The organism is Neobacillus niacini (assembly GCF_030817595.1).
GTDB lineage: Bacteria > Bacillota > Bacilli > Bacillales > Cytobacillaceae > Neobacillus > Neobacillus niacini_G.
On sequence record NZ_JAUSZN010000001.1, the window covers coordinates 1,464,485 to 1,486,579 of the forward strand.

The window sequence follows — 22,095 nt, forward strand, 5'->3', positions numbered from 1 at the left end:
AGGTGTATTAGTGTGGACTTTCCCACCATCCATACGAATTTTTGGGACGCAGTGATTGCAGTTCCTATTGTGATGTTGATTACACAACTTATAAAAGTTTTTTTTAAAGTGAAGAAAAAGTATGTTCCAACAATAGCTCTTATTATTGGGCTAAGCATTTCCGTTTTTATAAGCCATCGCCACCATCTTATAGCTGGTGTTTTTATGGGGTGGTTCTATGGATATGCTGCAATTGGTTCCTACGCTTCAATGAAAACAACTATATTGGCATTTAGAAAACAGAATTGAATAAAAAGGCAAAAATTTTCGGGGTGTTTGAACTGTCAAAAACATATATAGAAAAAGTTTTGGACTGGCTATTTATATTTATACAAATTATTTGTATTTTTGCTCTTTTTAGTGATGGAAATTTTGACTATATGAGAATGGCTTTAGGTAATCTTTTCTTCTGGATCATTTATATGATTTTAGAAAAAAAAGAAGGGTGGAGGATTCCGCTTTACATTAGGATTATCACTTTACTTTCCATAACTATTAACGATTACTTAGGGGAATATTTAAATTGGTATGTAACATCTAGTTTATATGACCGTTTGCAACATCTTTTTGGCACCTATGCATTAACACTTTGGATATTTTTTGTAATCCAGCAATTTATACAGCTTAAATTAAAAAACCAAAGACTGACTATTTTATTTATTTTTAGCCTAGCATTAGCATTGGGAACCATTTATGAATTATTGGAGTTTATAGAAGATGAAGTTTTTAAACCGAAGATAAAAAATCAACCTAGCCTCTTAGATACAGACCTTGATTTAATTTCCGACTTAGCTGGCGGTTTATTAGCTGTGGTTCACTATCACATCTCAAAACATTTGAAGTCGTTTCAATTTCCTTTTGAGCAGAGGACTTCTACTAAATAATGTTCTTTTTACAAAATTATTAGCATTAACATCAGTGTTATATGTGTGACGGAATTACACTGTTTTAAATAGTTGCATATTATCATGTATTAACAGTTTCTAAACGTCTATCTTAAATCATTTAACTAACCGTAATTGTCAACAATAAAGGCAAACCCGGCATCGAAAAGGATGCCGGGTTTACTATTATTATTCTTTTATTCGCAGCCTGTCAGCCAGCTCTTCTACTGTTATGAACAGTGGCCGCTCGCTTCCGTGCGGGGTATCAGGATAATGGGTGGAAATATAGGTTTGGCCGTCCAGGCCGGTGAAAAGGCTTGAATGCCCTGCGTTCCGGTCCATTAACAGCTCGTCTTCATGATGCCATGGACCTTCGATTCTTCCTGACTTGGAGCGAGCAACGGCCACCGTGTAGCCTCCAAAACCTCTATCCCCATAGTTCGGAACAGAGTAACTCGACCAGAGCATCAGAAGGTCGCCGTTTTGAGCTTCGTACATGAACGGAGCATCGGTTAGGAATCCTTTCTTTTCAATCCTTGGATCTCCGAACAGCCGAATCCATCTCATTTCCGCTGCATTTAAAATATCGACCGGTTCCCCATATGATTGCTTCAAATCATGTGTCAGTCTGAGCGCCTTGATTTTCCCCTCATATTCTTGGGTCCATTCATGGCAAAATACAATCCAGCGCTGCCCATCCTTGTCTTCATAAAAAGTTCCATCAAGGCATTCCCACTCAGCAGGTGTGACGGCGACATCACTGTGCGGAACGTATGGCCCCGCCGGATGGTCAGCCACCAAGATACCTGTCCCGCGGTGTTCGCCAATCCCTCCTTTAAACGTCGCAAACATAAAAAACCGGCCATCTATCGAAAATACCTCAGGCGCCCAGTAATGGCGCACGCCCCAGAAGCCACGCGGCGGTTCAAAGGCAATATAGGGACCTTCCCATATCTCCAAGTCTTGGCTCACATACACTTCAAAAACGGGGTCTTTGTCACCGCAACCATCCGCGAATGTTGTCCCAAATAAATAATACTTATTTTCCTCAGGGTATGGGAACACAAATGGGTCCCTCATATGGATTTCTTCCCGGTTCACCTTTTGTACGGTACGGAAACCTTTTTTCATTGTTTAGCCCTCCACGATTTCTGCATGCCACATATCATTAATCTTCCGGATTTCTTTCAGCTCGCATTTCGGCTTGCGGTCATAGGTGAGTAATCCGTTGATTTCCTGTTCAACATCCGTTAATTGGGTATAGCAATACCCATGCAGCGCTTTTGAAGCATACACCGCTTCCATGATTCGTTGATAATCCGCCGTAAATTCATCAGAGCCGGTAACAGAAGTGTAACCCCAGCCCGCATCTTCGCCAACTTTAAATCCAATTCCGCCAAACTCAGTCAGGATGATCGGCTCTCCTTGATGCTCAAAGCCATTGGCATAAATTTTCCGTTTAGCCGGCTGAGACTGCAGAAGCTGCTCCTTCGTGGAAATGGACTGTTTATAGTGTTCATATTTTGCCTTTTCATTATCATTCCCATGATTATAATTGTGGATCGCACAAATATCAGATCGAGTAAGTTCCCAGCCATCATTGGAAATCACAAGGCGCGTAGTATCAAGAGATTTAACAAGGTGGTACATAGCCAGCGAATGGTTTTGCTGCTGTTTGTCACCGCGCACATTCGGGATGCCCCAGCTTTCATTGAGCGGCACCCATGCAACAATGGAAGGATGATTGTAATCACGCTCAATAATCTCTATCCATTCTCTTGTCAGTCGGGCAGCAGCTTGATTGCTATAAGAAGGAGATGCTGCGCATTCACCCCAGACAAGGAATCCGAGCTGGTCAGCCCAATATAGGAATCTAGGATCCTCCACTTTTTGATGCTTCCGGCAGCCATTAAAGCCCATTTCCTTGGCTAGCTCGATATCAAGCTTTAACGCTTCATCACTTGGTGCAGTCAGCAAGCCCTCAGGCCAGTAACCTTGGTCAAGCACAAGCTTTTGATAGTATGGCTTATTGTTGAGGTAAACCATTCCGTCTTCTGTATGGACCTTCCTCATTCCGAAGTACGCTTCAATTTCATCCAGAACGGAGCTGTTTTCTTTTATCGTCAATTTAACGTCAAACAAATTCGGGTTCTCCGGCGTCCAGCACCAGCCATTGTGGTGAAACGGAGTACGGAAAATTTTATCTTGAAATAGATTAATGGAACGCTGAGCATTTTTTGCAAATAAATGGATTACATCCTTGGCAACAGTCTCTCCTTTAAAGAAAATTTCCACTTCTGCCTGTTTGCCGGCAAACTCCCCTTCCACTTCTAATTCAAGGTGTACAGCGCCTTGATCCACATCAGGCGTAAATTTTACCTTTGAAAAATGGACTGGGTCGACCGCCTCCATCCAAACCGTCTGCCAAATTCCAGTAGTCCGTGTATACCAGATTGAATCAGACTTTTCAATCCAGTATTGCTTTCCTCTTGGAATCGTCTCATCAGTTGAAGAATCTTCTACTCTTACGACAATAGCCTCAGTCCCGCCATTTAAATAATGGGTGACATCGAAGGAGAAGGAGACATTTCCACCTTCATGGAAACCTACTAGCTGTTCATTCACATAAACCCACGCCCGGTAATCCACCGCTCCAAAGTGAAGGATAACCTGTTGTCCTTTCCAGTCACACGGAACCGTAAACTCGCGGCGGTACCAGACATGATCATGAAAGCTGTGGTCTTCAATACCGCTCAATTTAGTCTGGTAGGCAAATGGAACGTTGATTTCTTTCGTAAAAGCAGCCGCATTCGTCTGCCAGGCTTCTTTTACCCCTTCATTTCGATCATCAAAGGCAAACTGCCAGGTTCCGTTCAAATTTAACCAATTCTTTCTTTTCAACTGTGGTCTAGGATATTCTTGACGCATCATAACATTAGTCTCCTTTAACTGCTTTATTCATGTTGAAGCAACAAACCTTTATTTAATTCCTGAGTTCGTTACACTTTTTACAAAATATTTGTTTGCCACTAGGAAAACAACGATTGCCGGGATGGTTGCTACAACGGTCGCAGCCATCATTCCAGCGGGATTGACGAAATTCGATCCTTGGATCAGCGTTGCAATTCCGAGAGTCATCGTTTTCATTTCATTGGAGTTAATCACGAGTGACGGCCAAAGGTAATCGTTATAGATCCCCATAAACGTGATAACGCCCAGTGTTACCGCTACCGGCTTGATGGCTGGAAATATGACATGGCGCAGGATTTGCATTTGAGAAGCACCGTCAAGGTAGGCTGCTTCTTCCAGATCCTTTGGAAAACTGATAAGGAAGTTGTAGATCAGGAACACACCCATTGTGCTTGCTGTATATGGCAGAACCAGTGGAATAAAGGTGTCTAGTAAATTAAAACTTTTAAACATATAGAACGCCGGGAAAAGTGTTACTATGCCTGGAACTGTTAAGGCGAATATGATCGTCCCGATGATGATTTTTTTACCTGGCACTTGTAATCTGGCCAAAGAGTATGCCGCGAGAATATCAATGGCAACAACAAGAACTGTTCCGATAATCGTGATAACAGCTGTGTTAAAAACCCAGAGAAGGATTGGGGCATCACTAGTCGGCGAGAAAATATTGATATAGTTTTGCAGTGTCCAAACCTTTGGCAGGATGGCGGAACTGGACATGGATTCACTTAATGTTTTAAAGGAAGTGAAAATCATCCAGACTAGTGGTAAAAGAAACAATATGGCGATTAGGACTGCCAGTGTCACTACGATGATGTTTTTTTGCTTTCGTCTCATGTTAATTCACTTCCTTTTTGCGGTAAGACATAAAGTACTGAGCGGCAGTTACAAGAAGCATGATAATGCCCATTAAAATGGCCATCGAAGAACCAACACCTAGCTGGTTCATACTGAAAACGGTATTTTGGATGCTCATGGTCAATGTGGTAGTCGACTGCTCCGGACCCCCTGCCGTGATGAGCCTTGACTGCCCATACAAGTTGAATGACGCGATTACAGTCATAATAATGATAAAGAATGCGACATGTTTGATCTGAGGCAATGTGATATAAATAAATTTCTTGAACCCATTTGCTCCGTCTAGGTCAGCCGCTTCATAAAGACTTGGATCAACCTCATCAAGGGCATTGATGAACAGCATCATATTGAATCCAATCGTCCACCAGACGGTCGCTATAAGAACAGACACCCAAGCATAGGGCTGCTCACTAAGCCAGTTAATCGGTTTGCCCAATATACCCATACTGACCAAAAGATTATTGATAAAACCGCCATTCTCATTGAAGAGCCACAAGAAGATAGCAGATACAGCAGTAACTGAAATCGAATAAGAAACGAAGTAAATCGTCCGGAATACCGGCTTAAGCTTCGCTGGCAGATGATCGAGAATGAGCGCAAGTCCTAGAGCGATGATCACAAGCGGAGGAACGCTTATGACGACGAATACTAGCGTATTTTTCAAGGCCAGCATAAACGCTTCATTATAGAGAGAGCCAGGGGTTAAAATATCAACGTAGTTTTGCAGACCGATAAAACCATTATTGCCCGATGAAAGATTCCAATTGTGCAGACTGACCCAAACCCCTAATAGCATTGGTGCAAGCCAGAATAAAATAAAGCAAAGTATGAATGGGGAAACCATCAGGAATGCCCATGTTTTTGTCGAAGTTCCTTTGTGCATTTTATACACCCTCCAATAAGTAGGAGAACTAATGCTCACCTTTTGCTGATTTCGTGTTTTTTAGCGTGAATGGCGCAGGAATTCCCGCGCCACTCAGCTTTTTTTCATAATTATTTCGGTTGAGTTTCAGCAACTTGCTGGGCTTTCTTTGTTGCAGACTCAAGTTCTTTCATTAATTGTTCTTTTGTCAGGTTTCCAGTTGTTACAAGCTTGCTGAAGACTTTTTCGTTCATATCACGGATTTGTTCGCCATACTGATACACTTGAGGCGGCGCAACAAAAGAATCAAACTGTAAAGAGTTTTGGTACGCGATCTGATACTTGTCTTTCTCGGCGGTCACTTTTTCGATTGTCTTTAAGTGAACAGGAGCTTGTCCTCCATCTGCCCAGTTGATCAGATTTTCTGGAGTGAACATATATTTGACGAACTCAGCAATACCTTCTTTAACCTGCTCGTCTTTAACACTAGCGGAAACAGCAAGCATGTGAGCGTTACCGTAAGCAGCAGGCTGCTTGCCGATTTGAGGAATTGGCGCAATTCCTAGGTTATCACCGTATTTTTCTTTGGCTGCCCCATAGAACCAAGGACCTGTTAGAGCAACAGCTGATTGAACTGCTTTGCCTGATTCTGCTTCTTTCATGAAGGTTTTAAATTCTCCATCAAGACCTAAGCCAGCTGGAGAAACTTTATCTTTCCAGACCATGTCATGGAACGTCATCAGCGCATCCGCAAATTCAGGCTGCGCAAAGTTCAAGGCATTGCCATCCTTCAGATCTACACCGTTTTGTGCAGCGATCATCAGCATGTAAAACTCCACAAGACCTGTTGACGGTACACCTAGTGCGTATAGATCTTTATTTTTTGCTTGAAGCTCTTGATTCAGCTTCAAGATATCTTCATATGTTTTTGGAGCTTCATTTACAAACTCTTTATTATAGAACATGGTTAAAGGATGAATATCAATCGGGAATCCGTAAAGCTTTCCATCCAATTTTGCAAGATCCATTCCAGCATTGTGGAAATCAGATTCTTTCAAACCTGCTTTTTCATACAGAGAGCCAACATCCTGAATCATGCCATCAAGACGGTATGTTTCTAGGTTGTTCCCATGAATGACAGCAAGGTCATAGTCACCGGATTTGTATTTTGTATAGTGTTCTTTTTCTTGGCTTTCTACGATTTCATACTTGTCTTGGGAAGCATTAAATCCATCTGTAATCTTTTTCATGTATGCCCCATCACCACCGGTGAAACCGTTGATAAATGAGATTTGAATCTTGCCATCTTTTGACTTGTTTGAAGCACTATCGCCGCCTGAGCAAGCGCTTAAAACCAGGACACTAGCAATCAATAAAACTAGCCATTTAAAAGACTTCATTCTGTTTTCCCCCTAGGAAATAGATTAACTTCGGTTGAAAGGTCCTTTTTCTTTGTAACCCTTTATTAAAACGCTTTCAACTTTATGTGGTTATTATTACATGTTTTATTATTACAAATCAAGTATTTTTATTATAATATTTTTATCATAAAAAAACTGACCGGAATAACATCCAGTCAGCTTTCTCCTTTAGCGGGATTAATCCGCTAAAGCATATTGGATTTTCATGATCAATCCTTGTTCATAATTTCCGAACTTCGAGCCGAACAAATTAATCCCGCCTTGATTATTCGCATCTTTTTTTACCCCGAGCTGCAATGAAATGTACGGCTTTTCCTGCAGTTTCAAATCATCAATCGTCACCGAAGAAATTTTCACTCCATCGATATAACTGCCTTCATGATTGATTTTCCAATATTTTAACACACCATACTGAGTATTATGTGTTTCCCACCAGCCTGGTGTTAAAAATCCCCTCTCGCCACCAAAGTCTCCAGGGCTTGTCCAGTAGCCAATTTCTTTCCCGTTAATCCAGCAGGTGATATCAGAAGGCCAGTCTAAATTATGATATGGAGCCTCCGAACATAATTCAACGGAGAAATTCATCTCCTCGACCCTCGCTCCGTATGGTATCCTGTTTGGGAAGTGATATTCAATGTTACCGGAACGAAACCAGATAAGCTGGGCATTTTTCCGCTCCGGTTCGTAAAAGGACCGTGGATCATCAAGGATATGGATGATACCCTTTTCACTAAGGAGGCCGCAAGTTGGTTCAATATCACATTGAACGTATTCGCCAATTTCTAATTCGAAGGTTAACACATCTTCCTTCGCGGGGTCCTTCTCCTCAAGATCTATAATGATACGGTCATAGCGCTTTGAACTTACCTTTTGGCTCCCGCGGCCTGGGACGATCTCAGTCGTAATCAAACCTGCTTCCTCCAGCTTCCTTACATTCACCGCTGCCGAAGAAAATGGGATGTTTAACAGCTCCGAAAGCTCATTCACATTTTTGGGACCGCCAGTTAACGACCGAATCATTTCCATCCGGTGTTCATTTGCGAGCGCTTTACAAATTTCAATCGCTTCTTGTAATGTTAATTGTAATGTTCTCACATTGTTCTCCCTTTTGTTACACCTTTTATTATAATAAAAATACAGGAAAATGAATTCAACTGCAAATTTTCTTATAATAAAACGATAGTGTTTCCTTCATTTTACAATAATTTGTTTTAAAACTAAACTTATTAATACGATTATAAGACATATCGTCTTCTCAGAATATATTAGCTAGTGTCGTAGTTTACATTGTATCCATATAAAGGTCTAGAAGTGTAAAGAACTTGTTTACCGTAGTTTTCTTGGATTTTTAATCTCGACATCATGATAATCAATTTGTAAGATACTGTAAATGGAAATTTGTTCAACCCATAATGGCATTTGGAGAAATTCGAGGGATTTAAATCAAATGCTTTCATTCAAAAGATAGAGTACTTAAACGATATTTTTCTAATACAGTATTACTGATTAATAAAAAAACGTTCCTTCCAAGATGCAAGAAACGTTCATTCTACTTATCTATTTAATTGTTTTACTTAATCAGCTTGGTTTCCTAGAGCAAAGGGGACGGTTTTAATGGTTATTTTTGACCTGTATTAATCACAGTTGAACCATCAGAACCGTCCCTCTTGCGCCTTAAAATTCAGGAATGTCGATTTTCACTTCAGAACCTTGTTCCGCGGAACGTAAAATCCCATCAATGATTGCTTGATTGATTACAATTTGTTCACCAGGAATTGGTGCTGGATTACCATTTTGAATCGCCAAAACAAAGTCGCGTACCTTTTCATAAAAGATATTTAACTGATGTCTTTGTATAGGAATGGCAGATTCTACATGGTGCCCTTTAATATCATGGAATAGGCTAATCGAGCCGATTCCCCCGTCCCATACACCGCTCCATGGTCCGTTACCTGCTGGCGTTAATTTCAAACCGGCATCCGTGCCAAGGAAGAGCGTTGGCCCCAGCGAGTCCATATGCATGGCCCATGATATTTTAAAGTTTAAAACAATACCGCCTTCTAAACGGATCATCGCCACTCCAAAATCCTCTACTTCAAACCTATCCGCTTCGTTATGATATAGAGGATTTGTACCGAAATGATTAGACGTATAGGCAGATACGGTTAAGGGCTTCGGATAGCCCAGCGTATTTAAAGCCAGGTCTAAGGAATAACAACCGATATCGGCCATTGCACCGGCACCTGCTAATTCTTTATTGATAAAGGTTCCTCCCGGCATTCCCCGCCGGCGTCCCCCGCCTGTTTGAACATAATAGACATTCCCTAGTTCACCTGATTGAACGATTTCTTTTACGGCTTTCATATTAGGATCATATCTTGGTTGAAATCCGACCGTCAGGATTCTATCTGCCATTTTGGAGGCTTCTACCATTTCTATCGCCTGTCCTAAGGTTACGGCCATCGGTTTTTCCACTAGCACATGTTTGCCTGCATTAAGGGAATCAATGCTTGTGCTATGATGGGCCACATTCGGGGTACATATACTGACACCGTCAAGATCCATATGTAACAGCTCGAAATGGTCATCAAAAGCCTTTGCTTCTGTTAATTCAAGCTGTTCAATAAATTTCTTAGCCTTGCCTGGAATCACATCGGCAACAGCTACAATCCTTACGTCCGGCATTTGCTTGTAGGCTCTTGCATGTGCAGCAGCAATTCCGCCGCTGCCGATAATTCCGATCTTGACCGTATTTGACATCTTCTTTCCTCCGTTATTTTTCTGAAGTAACAGCTTGATAGCCTGCCGCTCTATAAATCTGTTCGGTCAGTGCGACGACTTCTTTAGCGAATTCCCCAGGAACCTTGACTTCGGTACTGCCTAAGATGGCATCGATAAAGCTTTTGTCAGAATTGTTTGTTTGCGGGGGAAGCTCAGGGATAATCGCTTCATTTCCTAATCGGCGAAGAACAATCTTGCCATTGTCATAAAAAATTGCTCCATTCTCTCCACAGAAAACATAGGTTTCATGCCAGCATGGAGCATTTCCTACAATATTTAAACCTGCCACTACATTGTTTTCAAAGCGGATCGTTGTGAAAGAATCCAGCTCTACATGCGTTAAATGCTTCTCTAATTTACATTCGACTTCAAGCGGCTTTAAACCCGTCGTCCACAAAAGTACATCGACTATGTGACTTCCAGAATCCATCAGCATTCCGCCGCCGGATAACGATGGATTCTGCCGCCAGGTACCTGTGGTCAAGTGTTTCCAATCCTGGTATAAAGAAGCGGTGACTGATGTAAGCTTTCCAATGGTTCCGTTCGAGAGTGCTTCCCGAATGTAAAGAAAGCTCGGTTCAAAATGTCTTTGATAAGAAACTTGGAGAACCCTCTTTGCCTTTTTTGCCAATTCAATCAGCTGCTCTGCTTCATCTAAAGAACAAGCCATTGGTTTTTCGATTAACACATGGCATCCATGATGAATCGAATCCACCACCTGTTGATAATGCAGGGTATGCGGCGAACAAATAAGCACCGCATCCATCGGAATTGTTTCCAGCATGTCTTGATGATCGTTAAATTCAACAATCTGCTCAAGGTTGAATTTTCCGATCAATTGTTTGCGATTTTCCAGACTTGGGTCAGCTACCGCAACAATCTGAGCTGTATTTATTTCCATCAATTGTTTGACATGCACATTAGAAATACCACCCGTTCCAATAATACCTACTCTAACACTTTCCACCTCTTACACCCCGCTTGGAATCCTATTAAAAACCCACATTAATTCGTAACAAAGGAAGATTTCTCTTGGAAGTAAACGGCTTTTCCTGTTTTAGCAGATTCATAGATTGCCTCTAAGATTTGCGTGACTACATATGCTTGTTCCGGCTTTACCACAGGCTCTGTGTCATTGAGAATAGTATCAATCCAAAGTCTTGCTTCTAGATCGGCATCTGATTCTGAATCACCATCATAAAAGGCTACTCCCCCAGCACCGAGTTCAACATTGGTGGTATAAAGCTTTCCGAAGCTTTCCCCGTTGACTCTAAGTCCATCCTTCATATCGGCTCCGCCCTCTGTTCCGCAAAGTGAGCATTTTGCCTCATCCTCATCTAGAGAGTTTAAAGCCCAGCTTGCTTCGAGCACAATGGTAGCGCCATTTTCCATCGTAATAAAGCCAAATGCAGAATCCTCAACGGTAAATTTCTCAGGATCCCATGGCCCCCATGCATTGGCAGCATTTTTCTTTTGGCTTAATTTATGATAAGTGTTACCCATCACAGATTTAGGTTTATAGTTATCCATCATCCATAATGTTAAATCGAGGGCATGGGTACCAATATCAATTAATGGGCCGCCGCCTTGTTTTTCTTCATCCAAAAACACACCCCATGTCGGCACGGCACGTCGGCGAATCGCATGCGCCTTCGCAAAATAGATCTCCCCTAAATCCCCACGATCACATACTTGATGTAAATACTGGCTATCAGGTCGGAAACGATTGTTATACCCGATTGTCAGTTTTTTTCCTGAGCGTTTTGCGGCCTCAACCATGGCTCGTGCTTCAGCAGACGTCTTTGCCATAGGCTTTTCACACATCACATGCTTACCCGAATCAAGTGCAGCGACAGATATTTCCGCATGGGAATCATTTGGCGTAAGGACATGAATCACCTCAATCGCTTCGTCCTGGATAAGCTCACGATAATCCTCATACACCTTTGCGCCAGGAATTCCGTATTTCTTAGCCGCTTTTTCAGCTCTTTCAATCAGTACATCACAAAATGCCACTAATTCAACATGCTTAAGCTTAGATAAACTTGGCATATGTTTTCCATTTGCGATACCGCCACAACCTACAATTGCTACCTTCACTGTTCTTGTCATCCTTAAGCCCTCCTGTGTTTTTATTTAAAATAAATAGCAAGATGTTCTTTAGCCTTGATAATTCCTTGCTGCTCTTTCTCTAAAGAACCCCAATAGCGATGATCTTCAAGTTCTATGCTGATTGGACCCTGATAACCGACTTTTTCTAAACGCACCGCCACCTTTGCCCAATCTACATCTCCCTGCCCAGGAATGGTGTATCTCCATGGTCCTTCTGAAAAATCATAGTTTGCTCCAAAGGTGGCAGCAATGTTGCCGCACTCATATTGTTCATCATGTAATATTTCAGTGTCTTTACCATGGCAATAATTAATTCTGTCACCAAATTCACTCAATACTCTTAAATGGTCAATCCCTAGCCTTACTAAGTGGGAAGGATCATAATTGATTCCGAAATGTTTAGAAGGAATTTCGTTGAACATCGCTCTTAGCATTTCAGGTGTACAGCCTAAAGTTGGATAATATGGAGCTGGTCCCGGCCACCCCTCTAAGGCAATATAAATGTTTTCTTGTTCCGCATGCTTCACGATAGCAGGAAAGGTTTCTTTCCAGATTTCAAACGCTTTTTTTCTCGGCATCGTAATATCTTCCGGAACCAGACACATAAACATAACTTTTCCACCAAGCTCAGAAATTTCTGTCATTTGAGATTTTAGAGCGTTCACTGCTTCTTCACGACTTTTCGTATCTGCGCTTAAGAGCTTTGTGCTGCCAACCGCTCCTACACCATCAATCGATCCGACCTCAAGCCCAGCATTTTCTAATACAACTTTCACTTCTTGGTTATAAACGGGAACATCGATTACATCTAGGCCAATACTAGCAGCGAATCTTGCAACAGACTCCATTCCTTCGGCACCGATCTTTGGTGAAATTCTCATTCCTATTTTCTTATTCATATGAACAACCTCCTACTATTTAAAATAAATATTAATAGATTCCTATTTAATTCCACTAAAAGTAATTCCTTTAATAAATGTTTTTTGCAAAAAGAAGAATAGTATGATAACAGGTACTGTCATCATCGTTGATACAGCCATCATAAGTCCCCACTCAGAACCCTTCTGGCTTTGGAATTGCTGTAAACCTAGAGATAAAGTGTATTGCACAGAATCGGTTAAATAGAGTAATGGTCCGATAAAGTCTGTCCAACTGGCCATGAACTGAAATAAACCTACAGCCAATACCGCTGGTTTTGCTAGTGGAAGCATGATTTGCCAATAGATTCTGAATTCGCTGGCGCCATCTATCTTTGCAGCCTCTCTTAAACTATCAGGTAAGCCCATAAAAAACTGCCTTAACAGGAAGATGTAAAAAGGGATTCCGAAAAATGCTGGGATGATTAATGGATAAGGCGTACCTACTAACCCTAATTTTTCAAACAATAAAAATAATGGAATCATCGTTACTTGCCCAGGAATCATCATGACGCCAATGGTAATGATAAAAAGGATATTCCTTCCTGGCCACTTTAGTTTCGCGAAGCTATAGGCGACAATCGGACATGATAATACAGCTCCAATGGTACTGACCAGGGTAATAATGGTGGTGTTTTTTAGATAAGTAAAAAATGGGATATAATTCATGGCATCGATATAATTGCTCCACTTAACGGGCTTCGGAATCCATTCAGGCGGAAAGGTAAATACTTGTGTCAAAGGTTTTAATGACGTTGATACCATCCAGATAAATGGAATCATAAAGAAAAACGATGCGATGATTAGTACCAAATGTGCTGAAAAACGTGTTACTTTCTTTTTCCTGGTTCCATCCATTTTTTCTCCTCCCTTATTTGCCTTGATAGTGAACCCATCGCTTGGATGTGATAAATACAAAGGCCGTTAATGCCATAATGATGACAAATAAAACCCATGCCATGGCCGATGCATAGCCCATTTTAAAGAATTTAAAGCCATTATCGTATAAATACATGACATAAAATGTTAATGAATTGGCTGGTGTCCCTTTCCCTTGTGTCAATGTGTAAGGCAGTGTAAATTGCTGGAAGGCACCTATAATTCCCATTACCAAATTAAAAAAGATAACTGGTGTTAGTAGAGGAATTGTAATATGAAAGGTTTTTTGGAACCAGTTCGCTCCGTCTACTTCTGCTGCATCATAATAATCTTCTGGAATATCTCCCAGCCCAGCTAAATAGATGACTACTGCCTGACCTATTCCCCACAATGACATGAGAATTAATGAAGGCTTAGACCATGTCTCACTTCCAAGCCATGACGGCCCATCAATACCGATCGTGCTTAAAACTCCGTTTACTAGCCCAAACCCTGGATTTAACAGCCACATCCATAGAACTGCCAATGCTACATGTGGAACTAGAGTTGGAAGGAAGAAAATGGTTCGGTAAACAGCCATCCCTTTTACTTTCATGTTCAGCATCATGGCGAGTGCCACACCAAAGATGATTCCTAATGGGACATAAAACACCGCAAAGTAAACGGTATTATAAACCGATTTCCAAAATAATTCATCATTCATTAAATTTTTGTAATTTTCCAAACCAACGAATTCACCAGGCTGAAGGATACTGTAGGATGTAAAGCTAAAATAGATGGATGAAAACAAAGGAATTGCGTAAAAAACCAGTAAACCAATAATCCAAGGTGAGGCAAATAAAAATCCGGTTTTGTATTCCCCCCAATTACCCAGCCTTTTCTTAGCAGTGATGTTTATTTGTTTGTTAGGTCCTGTTTTAGGAGAGTTCATATTTTCAGCCAATGGTATGTTACCTTTCACATTAATCACCGCTCCTCCCGAATATTCTGTTCCGGGAGGAGAAAAACTCCTCCCTTTCTTATCCAGTAAGTTCTTATTTACTTAGTTCTTTATTTACTTTTTCATTCACTTTTGTTAATAGCTCTTCTGGCGTTCCATTTCCACGAGTTGCATTTTCTACCGCGCTGGCCAGTTCGTTCCAATATAACGAGCCTTGTGTCATTACTGGTCGATGGTGAGAAACAGGTAAAATATTAACAAACTCTTTTAAGATTGGGTCTTCTTTATAACCTAGTTCTTCATTAACGGAATCAATGACAGAGAAGTCTCTCGCGATGCCACTGAAAATCTTTTGACCTTCTTCCCCGCCGAAGAACTTCAGAAATTTCCATGCAGCCTCTTTATTCTCCGCACCTTTAGGAATGACAACGGACCATCCTCCTGACCAAGTTGTATGATTTTCACCTGTTGGAGTTGGGATAGGAAATACCCCATATTTCAAGTCCGGTTTGAATTTCTTAATTGCGGAAACCTCCCACGGTCCACTTACCTTCATGCTTAATTGGCCCGTTAAGAATGGGTCCATGGCACCCTGACCTTGTGAATCAGTAAAACCAGCGATATCCTCAACATTATATTTCTTAGCAAAATCGGTCATCCACTGAAGAGCATCTACTAACTTTGGATCATTTGCTGTAGCTTTATTTGTTTCAGGATTATAGAATTCTCCGCCGAATGACCAACCCCAGCCATAAAACCAACCTTGGCCAAACCATGGAATAAAGCCAATTCGTTCAAAGCGCTTACCTTTTTTCTTCGTTAATTTTTCCGCAGCAGCTTCTAATTCAGCAATGGTTGTTGGTGGGTTTTCTGGGTCTAATCCCACTTCTTTGAAATGGTCTATATTAAAATACACAAGCCTTGAATCCGTAGTGGTAGGGATTCCGTACAGTTTACCTTGATAACTGGCCTCATCCCAAGCAAAAGGATAGTAGCTTTCCTTTTTAACTCCGCTGGATTCCGCTAATTGTGTCAAATCCTCCAAAGATCCTTGCGCTGCCCAGGATCCGATCTCAAAACGGTCGAAGTATGCGACATCTGGAGGATTTCCACCGGAAATGGCCGTCATTAATTTTTCATTTTGTCCTTCACCTTGATTTGCCGTATAGACAGCATTGATTTTGATATCTGGATTCTGTTTCTCAAACTCCTTAATGACTGCATCCACCGCTTCGCCCGTAACATCAGTCATTGGGTGCCAAAAAGTTACTGTTGTTTGATTTTTACTTCCTTTCTCTGAAGAACTCGATTTGGAGGAGCATCCAGTAAGAATCATAGATAAAGTCAGCACGATCATTAATGCTATTGCTCCCATTCTTTTTTTCTTTTGCTTCATGTTCATCCCCCTGCTTTCTTATTAGATTTTCATATCCCTTTTTATGTACTTTCATAGTTGGACCATTAATAAAAACGCTTTCAAAATATACTTAAAAAAAAGTTAAATGAAATGATATAACAACTATAACTTGTTATTATTAATGGTATATTGATAGATTACCAACTACACACGGACATGTCAACATACTTTTTGAAAATTCTTTCTTTTTAGTTTTTAAGCATTTTTAATGTTTTTTTGTTTAGAGAGCAACAAAAAAAGCAATCCTTTCACAAAGGATTGCTTTCGTATTTATATTCGCTGATTTGGCGCAGATGATTTTCCTTCGATCAAAGTAAAATCTATCACAGTATGCTTGGGAATTTTCTCACCCTTTAATTGCTTCAATAATAGATCAACGGCCTTTTTGCCCATTTCTTCCTCATGTTGATGGATATGCGTAAAAAGCGACTGGTCAAAACGGTCCTCTGGGCAGTCGAAACATACAATAGAATATTCTTCGGGAATTTCTTTTCCCAGCTTTTTTAATACATTCAATAGCGTTAAAGACAAATAATATTCACTCACCACAAAAGCCGTGACTTCCGGATTATTTAGAATAAATTGTTTAATCGAATGAAAGTCGGCTTTCATATTACTTTCCGAGTGATCCACGTACTGTGGTAAGGAACTGATCAGATCAATTAATAAAAAGTCAGGATTCATTTTCAAACCTTGCTTTGAAAAAGCAATATGAAACCCTTGGAGTCTCTCCTCTAGCGTAGAATTCCCGCTAGGAGATGGTGAAAGGAATGCGATTTCCTTATGACCTAACGTGAATAGATAATTCGTTAAGGTTTCACAGGCGGATTGATTGTTTGTACAAACGGAGCTAGCAGGAATACCTTTCAAGTAACGATCCACTAATACTATTGGATAGTCCTTTACCACTAGTTTTAATATTTCTGTATTGTAATGTTCGCCGTGCACCGGAAAGATGATGAGTCCATCCACACCACTTTTTACAAGATCGATGATGGCATTTTCTTCTTCTTTGGTGTTCCCTCCAGTACGGCGGATAATTAAGTTACAATTATTTTGCATACAAACTTTTTCTATCGTTTTTACCAGATTTAACCCAAATGCATTATCAAAGTCTGGTATGATAAGGGCGACTAATTTGCTATGTGTAAGAACGGAATTTTGGTTGTCATTTGGAGAGGAATCCATGTTTACTTGGTGCTGATGGGCGACAAATGAGCCTTTCCCTCTTATCCGTTCAATGATGTTATTTTGTGCAAGCAAATCTAATGCTTTTTTCGATGTAATTCTACTTACATCGAATTCTCCAGCCAATTCCTTTTCCGAAGGTACTCGATCTCCCTCCATTAAATGACCTTGCTTAATTTGATCGATGATATATTCATATATTTTTTCATATAAGGGAGTACTCATACGCATTTCACCTTTTAAAGTTGATATATTTATTATATATAAATATATCATCTTAATGCTATTAAAACAATATAGTTATTTTCGACTAGTTAAAATGTTCTATTTATTTCAGATAAACAAAAAAAGCGCTCCTTACAATAATGTAAGAAACGTTTTTAAGTATTCTAAATTAACTGTTTCACTTTTATAGGTTTGGTTTCCTTGCTTAATTTGATGATTTCACCCATAATACTTATCGCAATTTCTTCTGTTGTTTCCGCGCCAATTTCCAATCCGATTGGAGAATGAACCTGCTCCAACTGTTCCTTTGTGATACCTTCACTTTTTAATTTCTCAAATATCGTTATCACCTTGCGTTTGCTTGCCACCATCCCAACATAGGGGATTGGAAATTGCAGTGCTGTTTTTAATACTCTATCATCACCATCTTTTGTCACAATGATCACATAGGACTTTTCATTTAGGTTTGCCGTGAGCAATGCCTCTTCAATATCCTCGTTGACGTAAATGTTTGTGGCATTTGGAAAGCGTTCCTTAGTTGCGTAACCAACCCGGTCATCGACAATGCAATATGGAAGTTCAAGGGAATCGGCAAGCTTTGATAGCGCATGTGCTAAGTGACCGGCTCCAGCCAGAACGAGTTCAGGTCTGCTTGTATACACCTCGATAAACACCCTAAGTGTGCCGCCACAATTCATTTGAATTCCATCTTTTGCGTGTTTATTTAGTTTGTATTCAACGATTTTCGATTTGCCGATTTGGAGTGCTTTAACACTCTCTTCGATGATAAAGTATTCTGCCAAGCCTCCGCCGACAGTACCTTCAATTGTACCATCCCGGTATACAATCATTTTTCCAACATGCCTGGGAGTTGAGCCTTTCGATTCAATAATCATGGCTAGAGCAAAGGTTTCATTTTGACGATTCAGCATGGCGACTTTTTCCATCAATAGCATAAAAAAGCTCCCCCTTTTAACCTTAAATGCGTTGACTATGTGTCAAGCTGGTAAGGAAATAACGTAATAGATTTAAAGCCACTGTTTTTCTGTAGATAGCAGTGGAACGCTGATCATCGATTGGTTTGATGATTATATCAAAGGCAGTGATAACCTTTGCAATATCCCCAGCTGTTACTGGTATGGTCTTACCTAGCAGCTTTTTTTCAATCTCAATGGAACGGATCATCGTAGGTCCAACCGCTCCGAAAGCGAAGCGTACATCCTCAATGACAGCACCTTTTGTCCGGATATATCCTACAAACCCTACTTTGGCAATGGCATCTGCATTGCGGTTGCCGACCTTCTCAAAAACCACATGAGCACCTTCTTCTAAAACCGACGGCAAAATAATTTCAGTCAGAATTTCATTCGGCTCACGCTGCACTCTTCGTACACCTTGAATAAATTCACTAATCGGAACGATTCGATCCCCATTAACAGAGCGCAGCAAAAGTTTTGCGTTGTATACATACAATAAAGGCAGTGTGTCACCAGCTGGAGAGGCATTGCAAATATTGCCACCCAATGTCCCTCTGTTTCGAATCGCCGGGGCTGCGATTGTTTTGATTGCCTTTTTCAACGGCATTGGGATTAGCGGGTCTCGGAGTAATTCGCTATACGTACAGCAGGCACCGATATGGAGATCGTTACCATTTTGATTCACCTGTTTTAGCTCAGGAAGATGATCAATAAAAATAATGGGTTTCGGAATTTTTGGCGGTACTCCCCTTCGACTTTTGTGCATGACCATGACATCGGTGCCCCCGGCAACAATCGCACAGTTTGCTTTATTCAATTGGCTCAAGGTTTCTTCTAAACGGTCAAATCGATAGGCGATTATTTTTTCTGCCATAAGCCGTCCCCTTTTTTAGCCGCCATGTTGATTGCTTCAACAATCATATTGTAGCCCGTACATCGGCAAAGATTTCCGGATATCCCTTCACGAATTTCATCCTCAGAAGGATGTGGGTTTTGGGATAATAATGCTGCACTGGCCATGACCATCCCGGGTATGCAGTAACCGCATTGGACTCCTCCGGCTTCGGAATAGCTCTCATCTAAAATCTTAAATTGATCTGACTCCATGATTCCCTCAATCGTTACAACTTCGGCTCCATCGATGGAGCCAATTGGAATCAGGCAGCTGTTTTGCAGGAGGTTATTGACAAAGACGCTGCAGGCTCCACATTCTCCTTCTCCGCAGCCTTCCTTTGTACCAATTAAATTAAAATCCTCTCTTATAACATCTAGTAATCTTGCAGTAGGAGGAGCCTCAGTTTCTATTTTTCTTCCATTTAGGTTGAACTTTATCATCCTTCTTCACCCTCTTTCATCCAAAGACTTTCAATAATGACTTCAGGTGTGATTGGAATTTGTTGAAAAGAAGTTTGTAAGGCATCCTCAATCGCCGCTTGGACGGCGGGAGCACCGCCGATTAACGTCAATTCACCTGCACCCTTTGCCCCGTATGGACCGTCCGCATACGGGTTATCAAAAACCTTGCTTTGTATAGTGACCACGTCCATTGAAGTCGGCGGCCCATAGTCCGTAATGCTTTTTTGTTGTATCCTGCCTTCTTTTGAGGTCATTTTTTCTAGGTACCCGTAGGCTAAACCTTGTGCTAAGCCACCGTCAATTTGCCCTTTCATCACCCGGTCATCAATGACTTTTCCTACTTCATAATTGGCATATACTTTTTCCAGCTTTACAATTCCTGTTAAGGTATCTACTTCTACTTCAACAAAATTCACGCCCCATGAATATGCCGGATAGGCATCTCCTGTAAAGGTTTTTTCGTCCCATGGAATCATTTCACGGTGAACATAGTCCTCCGTCACTTCCTGTTCCACCCCTGTCAGCCACTGAGCCTTCAGTTTTTTTGCCGCTCGTTCAAGTAATTTACCGACAATCATTGTTGTCCTGGAGGCTACTGTCGGACCAGAGTCAGGGACCTCTTTTGTATCGGGATAAGGGTACAAAACTTCTTCGTATGGGATGTCTAGTTCTTTGGCGACGATTTTACTCAGAGTTGTCAAAATGCCTTGTCCCATGTCAGAATTTGATATTTTAAGTGATACCTGATCGTCTTTAGATTTATAGAGCTTGACCTTTGCTTTTATGTGATCTCGTTCACCACTGCCTGTAAATCCACACCCGTGGAGGAACAAGGATGTTCCCATGCCTTTTTTATAGCGCTGATTTTGTTGATTAAATGTTTGAAACTCTCCTTTTTTCTGTTTGTAATCCGACGCTTTTAGCAAATCCTCAATCATATCTTCCATTAATATTGGATCGCGGAAATTTCCTTTGGTGATCGTGGGGTCTCCCTGTTTAACGAGGTATTTACGTTTATAGTCAACCGGGTCGATGTTTGCTAGTTTACTAAGATGGCCAATATGACTTTCGATTCCCGCAAAGCTTTGCGGCGCACCAAAGCCTCTGAAGGCACCGTTCGGTACAGTATTGGTTTTTAAGACATAGCCTTTTGCATGAAAATGCGGAATTTTATACACACCAGCACTGTTTAGTAAGGCGCGCTGCAGTACGACTGAGCTCAATCCCACATTCGCTCCGCCATCGAGAAATACCTCTACACACATGCTCATGATATTTCCTTCCTTATCAAGTGCTGTTCGATATGTGAGTTTGGCCGGATGTCTTTTCGTAGTGACGACCATATCCTCAGAACGGTCGAACACGAGCATGACAGATTTCTTGACCGCCTTTGCGGCAACGGCTACATGACAGGCCATCATCGAAGGAAACTCTTCCTTGCCCCCGAAACCACCGCCAGTTGGGCTTTGAACCACCCTAACATCATCATCACCACACGCTAAAGCGGTTATCAATGCATTTTTTATATAGTAGAGACACTGCATCGATCCCTGGACTACAATTTCATCTTCCTTATATATGCCCAGCATTCCTTGCGGTTCAAGGTAAACATGCTCCTGATATCCCGTATTATATTCTTCTTCGATAATTTGACATGCACCCTGCTCAATGGCTGAAATGCTTTCTAAGCTTTCCCCAAATTCATAGCTTGCCATAGTTACCCCGGGTGATGACTTTTGTTTGATTGCTTCGTCCAATGTAAAAATCGCCTGATGTTCTTCCAATTCCATGTTCACTTCATCCAGTAAACGGTATAAGATATCAAGGTCTTTTCCAACGAGCATGAGAATCGGCTCACCAATATAATTCACCCACTCATTGGCAAATATGGGCTGATCTTCTTTAATAATTTTGACATAATTCGGTCCGGGGATATGCTCTGCACCAACCGCTTCATATCCTTCAGGAAGGTCTGGCAGTTGTATAGATTTGATTTTTCCATAAGCAATGGGCGAACGATACAAAACACCATAAACCATATTTCCCACTTTCATATCACTAATATAAGCCAACTGGCCAGATACCTTACCTTTATGGTCCTTTTTGGGCACTGAGGTGCTTATGTTTTTAAGATTCATGTTCCAACAACACCCTTCGACTCATTTTTAAAGAAGATACAAGATTAATAGAACCTCTTCCTACGATTTTATAAATCAGCATGATGTTTTATGATAAATTTCATCCAAGAAATTCGTTCTTTTCATTATAT

General features: G+C 41.0%; 20 protein-coding genes. 2 read left to right on the top strand and 18 right to left on the bottom strand.

Features of this window, described 5'->3' with window-relative positions:
* Positions 1 to 12: 12 nt before the first annotated feature.
* On the top strand, positions 13 to 288 hold the full coding sequence (locus QFZ31_RS07325; RefSeq protein WP_307302086.1) for a hypothetical protein: 276 nt from the start codon (positions 13 to 15) through the stop codon (positions 286 to 288).
* Positions 285 to 923 (top strand): hypothetical protein, encoded by a 639-nt coding sequence (locus QFZ31_RS07330; protein ID WP_307302088.1) that lies wholly within the window; start codon positions 285 to 287, stop codon positions 921 to 923. The genes QFZ31_RS07325 and QFZ31_RS07330 overlap by 4 nt, the downstream gene beginning before the upstream one ends.
* A 189-nt stretch (positions 924 to 1,112) precedes the next feature.
* On the opposite strand, the gene QFZ31_RS07335 is transcribed toward QFZ31_RS07330, so the two are convergent.
* From QFZ31_RS07335 to QFZ31_RS07420, 18 genes are all read right to left on the bottom strand, one after another.
* On the bottom strand, positions 1,113 to 2,054 hold the full coding sequence (locus tag QFZ31_RS07335) for a glycoside hydrolase family 43 protein (RefSeq protein ID WP_307302090.1): 942 nt from the start codon (positions 2,052 to 2,054) through the stop codon (positions 1,113 to 1,115).
* A gap of 3 nt (positions 2,055 to 2,057) precedes the next feature.
* The gene (locus tag QFZ31_RS07340; RefSeq protein ID WP_307302092.1) at positions 2,058 to 3,854 is read right to left on the bottom strand and encodes a glycoside hydrolase family 2 protein; all 1,797 of its coding nucleotides are present in this window, start codon (positions 3,852 to 3,854) and stop codon (positions 2,058 to 2,060) included.
* Between the two features lie 48 nt (positions 3,855 to 3,902).
* Positions 3,903 to 4,730 (bottom strand): carbohydrate ABC transporter permease, encoded by an 828-nt coding sequence (locus QFZ31_RS07345; RefSeq protein ID WP_307302094.1) that lies wholly within the window; start codon positions 4,728 to 4,730, stop codon positions 3,903 to 3,905.
* Between the two features lies 1 nt (position 4,731).
* Positions 4,732 to 5,634, bottom strand: coding sequence for a carbohydrate ABC transporter permease (locus QFZ31_RS07350; RefSeq protein ID WP_307302097.1), 903 nt, complete (start codon positions 5,632 to 5,634; stop codon positions 4,732 to 4,734).
* Between the two features lie 110 nt (positions 5,635 to 5,744).
* Positions 5,745 to 7,013: an extracellular solute-binding protein gene (locus tag QFZ31_RS07355; protein ID WP_307302098.1), complete on the bottom strand. Its 1,269-nt coding sequence runs from the start codon at positions 7,011 to 7,013 to the stop codon at positions 5,745 to 5,747.
* A 198-nt stretch (positions 7,014 to 7,211) separates the two neighbouring features.
* A complete protein-coding gene (locus QFZ31_RS07360) occupies positions 7,212 to 8,129 on the bottom strand; it encodes an ArsR/SmtB family transcription factor (protein ID WP_307302100.1) in 918 nt (305 codons plus the stop codon).
* Positions 8,130 to 8,708: 579 nt separating this feature from the next.
* Positions 8,709 to 9,794, bottom strand: a complete 1,086-nt coding sequence (locus tag QFZ31_RS07365; RefSeq protein WP_307302102.1) for a Gfo/Idh/MocA family protein — start codon at positions 9,792 to 9,794, stop codon at positions 8,709 to 8,711.
* A gap of 13 nt (positions 9,795 to 9,807) precedes the next feature.
* Positions 9,808 to 10,782, bottom strand: a complete 975-nt coding sequence (locus QFZ31_RS07370; protein WP_307302104.1) for a Gfo/Idh/MocA family protein — start codon at positions 10,780 to 10,782, stop codon at positions 9,808 to 9,810.
* 38 nt (positions 10,783 to 10,820) lie between these two features.
* Positions 10,821 to 11,927 carry a Gfo/Idh/MocA family protein gene (locus QFZ31_RS07375; RefSeq protein WP_307302105.1) on the bottom strand — a complete coding sequence of 369 codons (1,107 nt, stop codon included), beginning with the start codon at positions 11,925 to 11,927 and terminating at the stop codon, positions 10,821 to 10,823.
* Positions 11,928 to 11,947: 20 nt separating this feature from the next.
* Positions 11,948 to 12,826: a sugar phosphate isomerase/epimerase family protein gene (locus tag QFZ31_RS07380; RefSeq protein ID WP_307302107.1), complete on the bottom strand. Its 879-nt coding sequence runs from the start codon at positions 12,824 to 12,826 to the stop codon at positions 11,948 to 11,950.
* A gap of 42 nt (positions 12,827 to 12,868) precedes the next feature.
* Positions 12,869 to 13,702, bottom strand: a complete 834-nt coding sequence (locus QFZ31_RS07385) for a carbohydrate ABC transporter permease (RefSeq protein ID WP_179601188.1) — start codon at positions 13,700 to 13,702, stop codon at positions 12,869 to 12,871.
* A gap of 13 nt (positions 13,703 to 13,715) precedes the next feature.
* Positions 13,716 to 14,693, bottom strand: coding sequence for a carbohydrate ABC transporter permease (locus tag QFZ31_RS07390; RefSeq protein ID WP_307302108.1), 978 nt, complete (start codon positions 14,691 to 14,693; stop codon positions 13,716 to 13,718).
* Between the two features lie 64 nt (positions 14,694 to 14,757).
* Positions 14,758 to 16,059 carry an ABC transporter substrate-binding protein gene (locus QFZ31_RS07395; RefSeq protein ID WP_307302109.1) on the bottom strand — a complete coding sequence of 434 codons (1,302 nt, stop codon included), beginning with the start codon at positions 16,057 to 16,059 and terminating at the stop codon, positions 14,758 to 14,760.
* A gap of 291 nt (positions 16,060 to 16,350) precedes the next feature.
* Positions 16,351 to 17,493 carry a GntR family transcriptional regulator gene (locus QFZ31_RS07400; RefSeq protein WP_307302111.1) on the bottom strand — a complete coding sequence of 381 codons (1,143 nt, stop codon included), beginning with the start codon at positions 17,491 to 17,493 and terminating at the stop codon, positions 16,351 to 16,353.
* A 164-nt stretch (positions 17,494 to 17,657) separates the two neighbouring features.
* Entirely contained in the window at positions 17,658 to 18,449 is a 792-nt protein-coding gene (locus QFZ31_RS07405; protein WP_307302112.1) for an XdhC family protein, read from the bottom strand.
* Positions 18,450 to 18,471: 22 nt separating this feature from the next.
* A complete protein-coding gene (locus QFZ31_RS07410) occupies positions 18,472 to 19,344 on the bottom strand; it encodes an FAD binding domain-containing protein (RefSeq protein WP_307302113.1) in 873 nt (290 codons plus the stop codon).
* A complete protein-coding gene (locus QFZ31_RS07415) occupies positions 19,329 to 19,805 on the bottom strand; it encodes a (2Fe-2S)-binding protein (RefSeq protein WP_307302115.1) in 477 nt (158 codons plus the stop codon). The genes QFZ31_RS07410 and QFZ31_RS07415 overlap by 16 nt, the downstream gene beginning before the upstream one ends.
* A complete protein-coding gene (locus tag QFZ31_RS07420) occupies positions 19,802 to 21,964 on the bottom strand; it encodes a xanthine dehydrogenase family protein molybdopterin-binding subunit (protein WP_307302116.1) in 2,163 nt (720 codons plus the stop codon). The genes QFZ31_RS07415 and QFZ31_RS07420 overlap by 4 nt, the downstream gene beginning before the upstream one ends.
* Positions 21,965 to 22,095 lie beyond the last annotated feature (131 nt).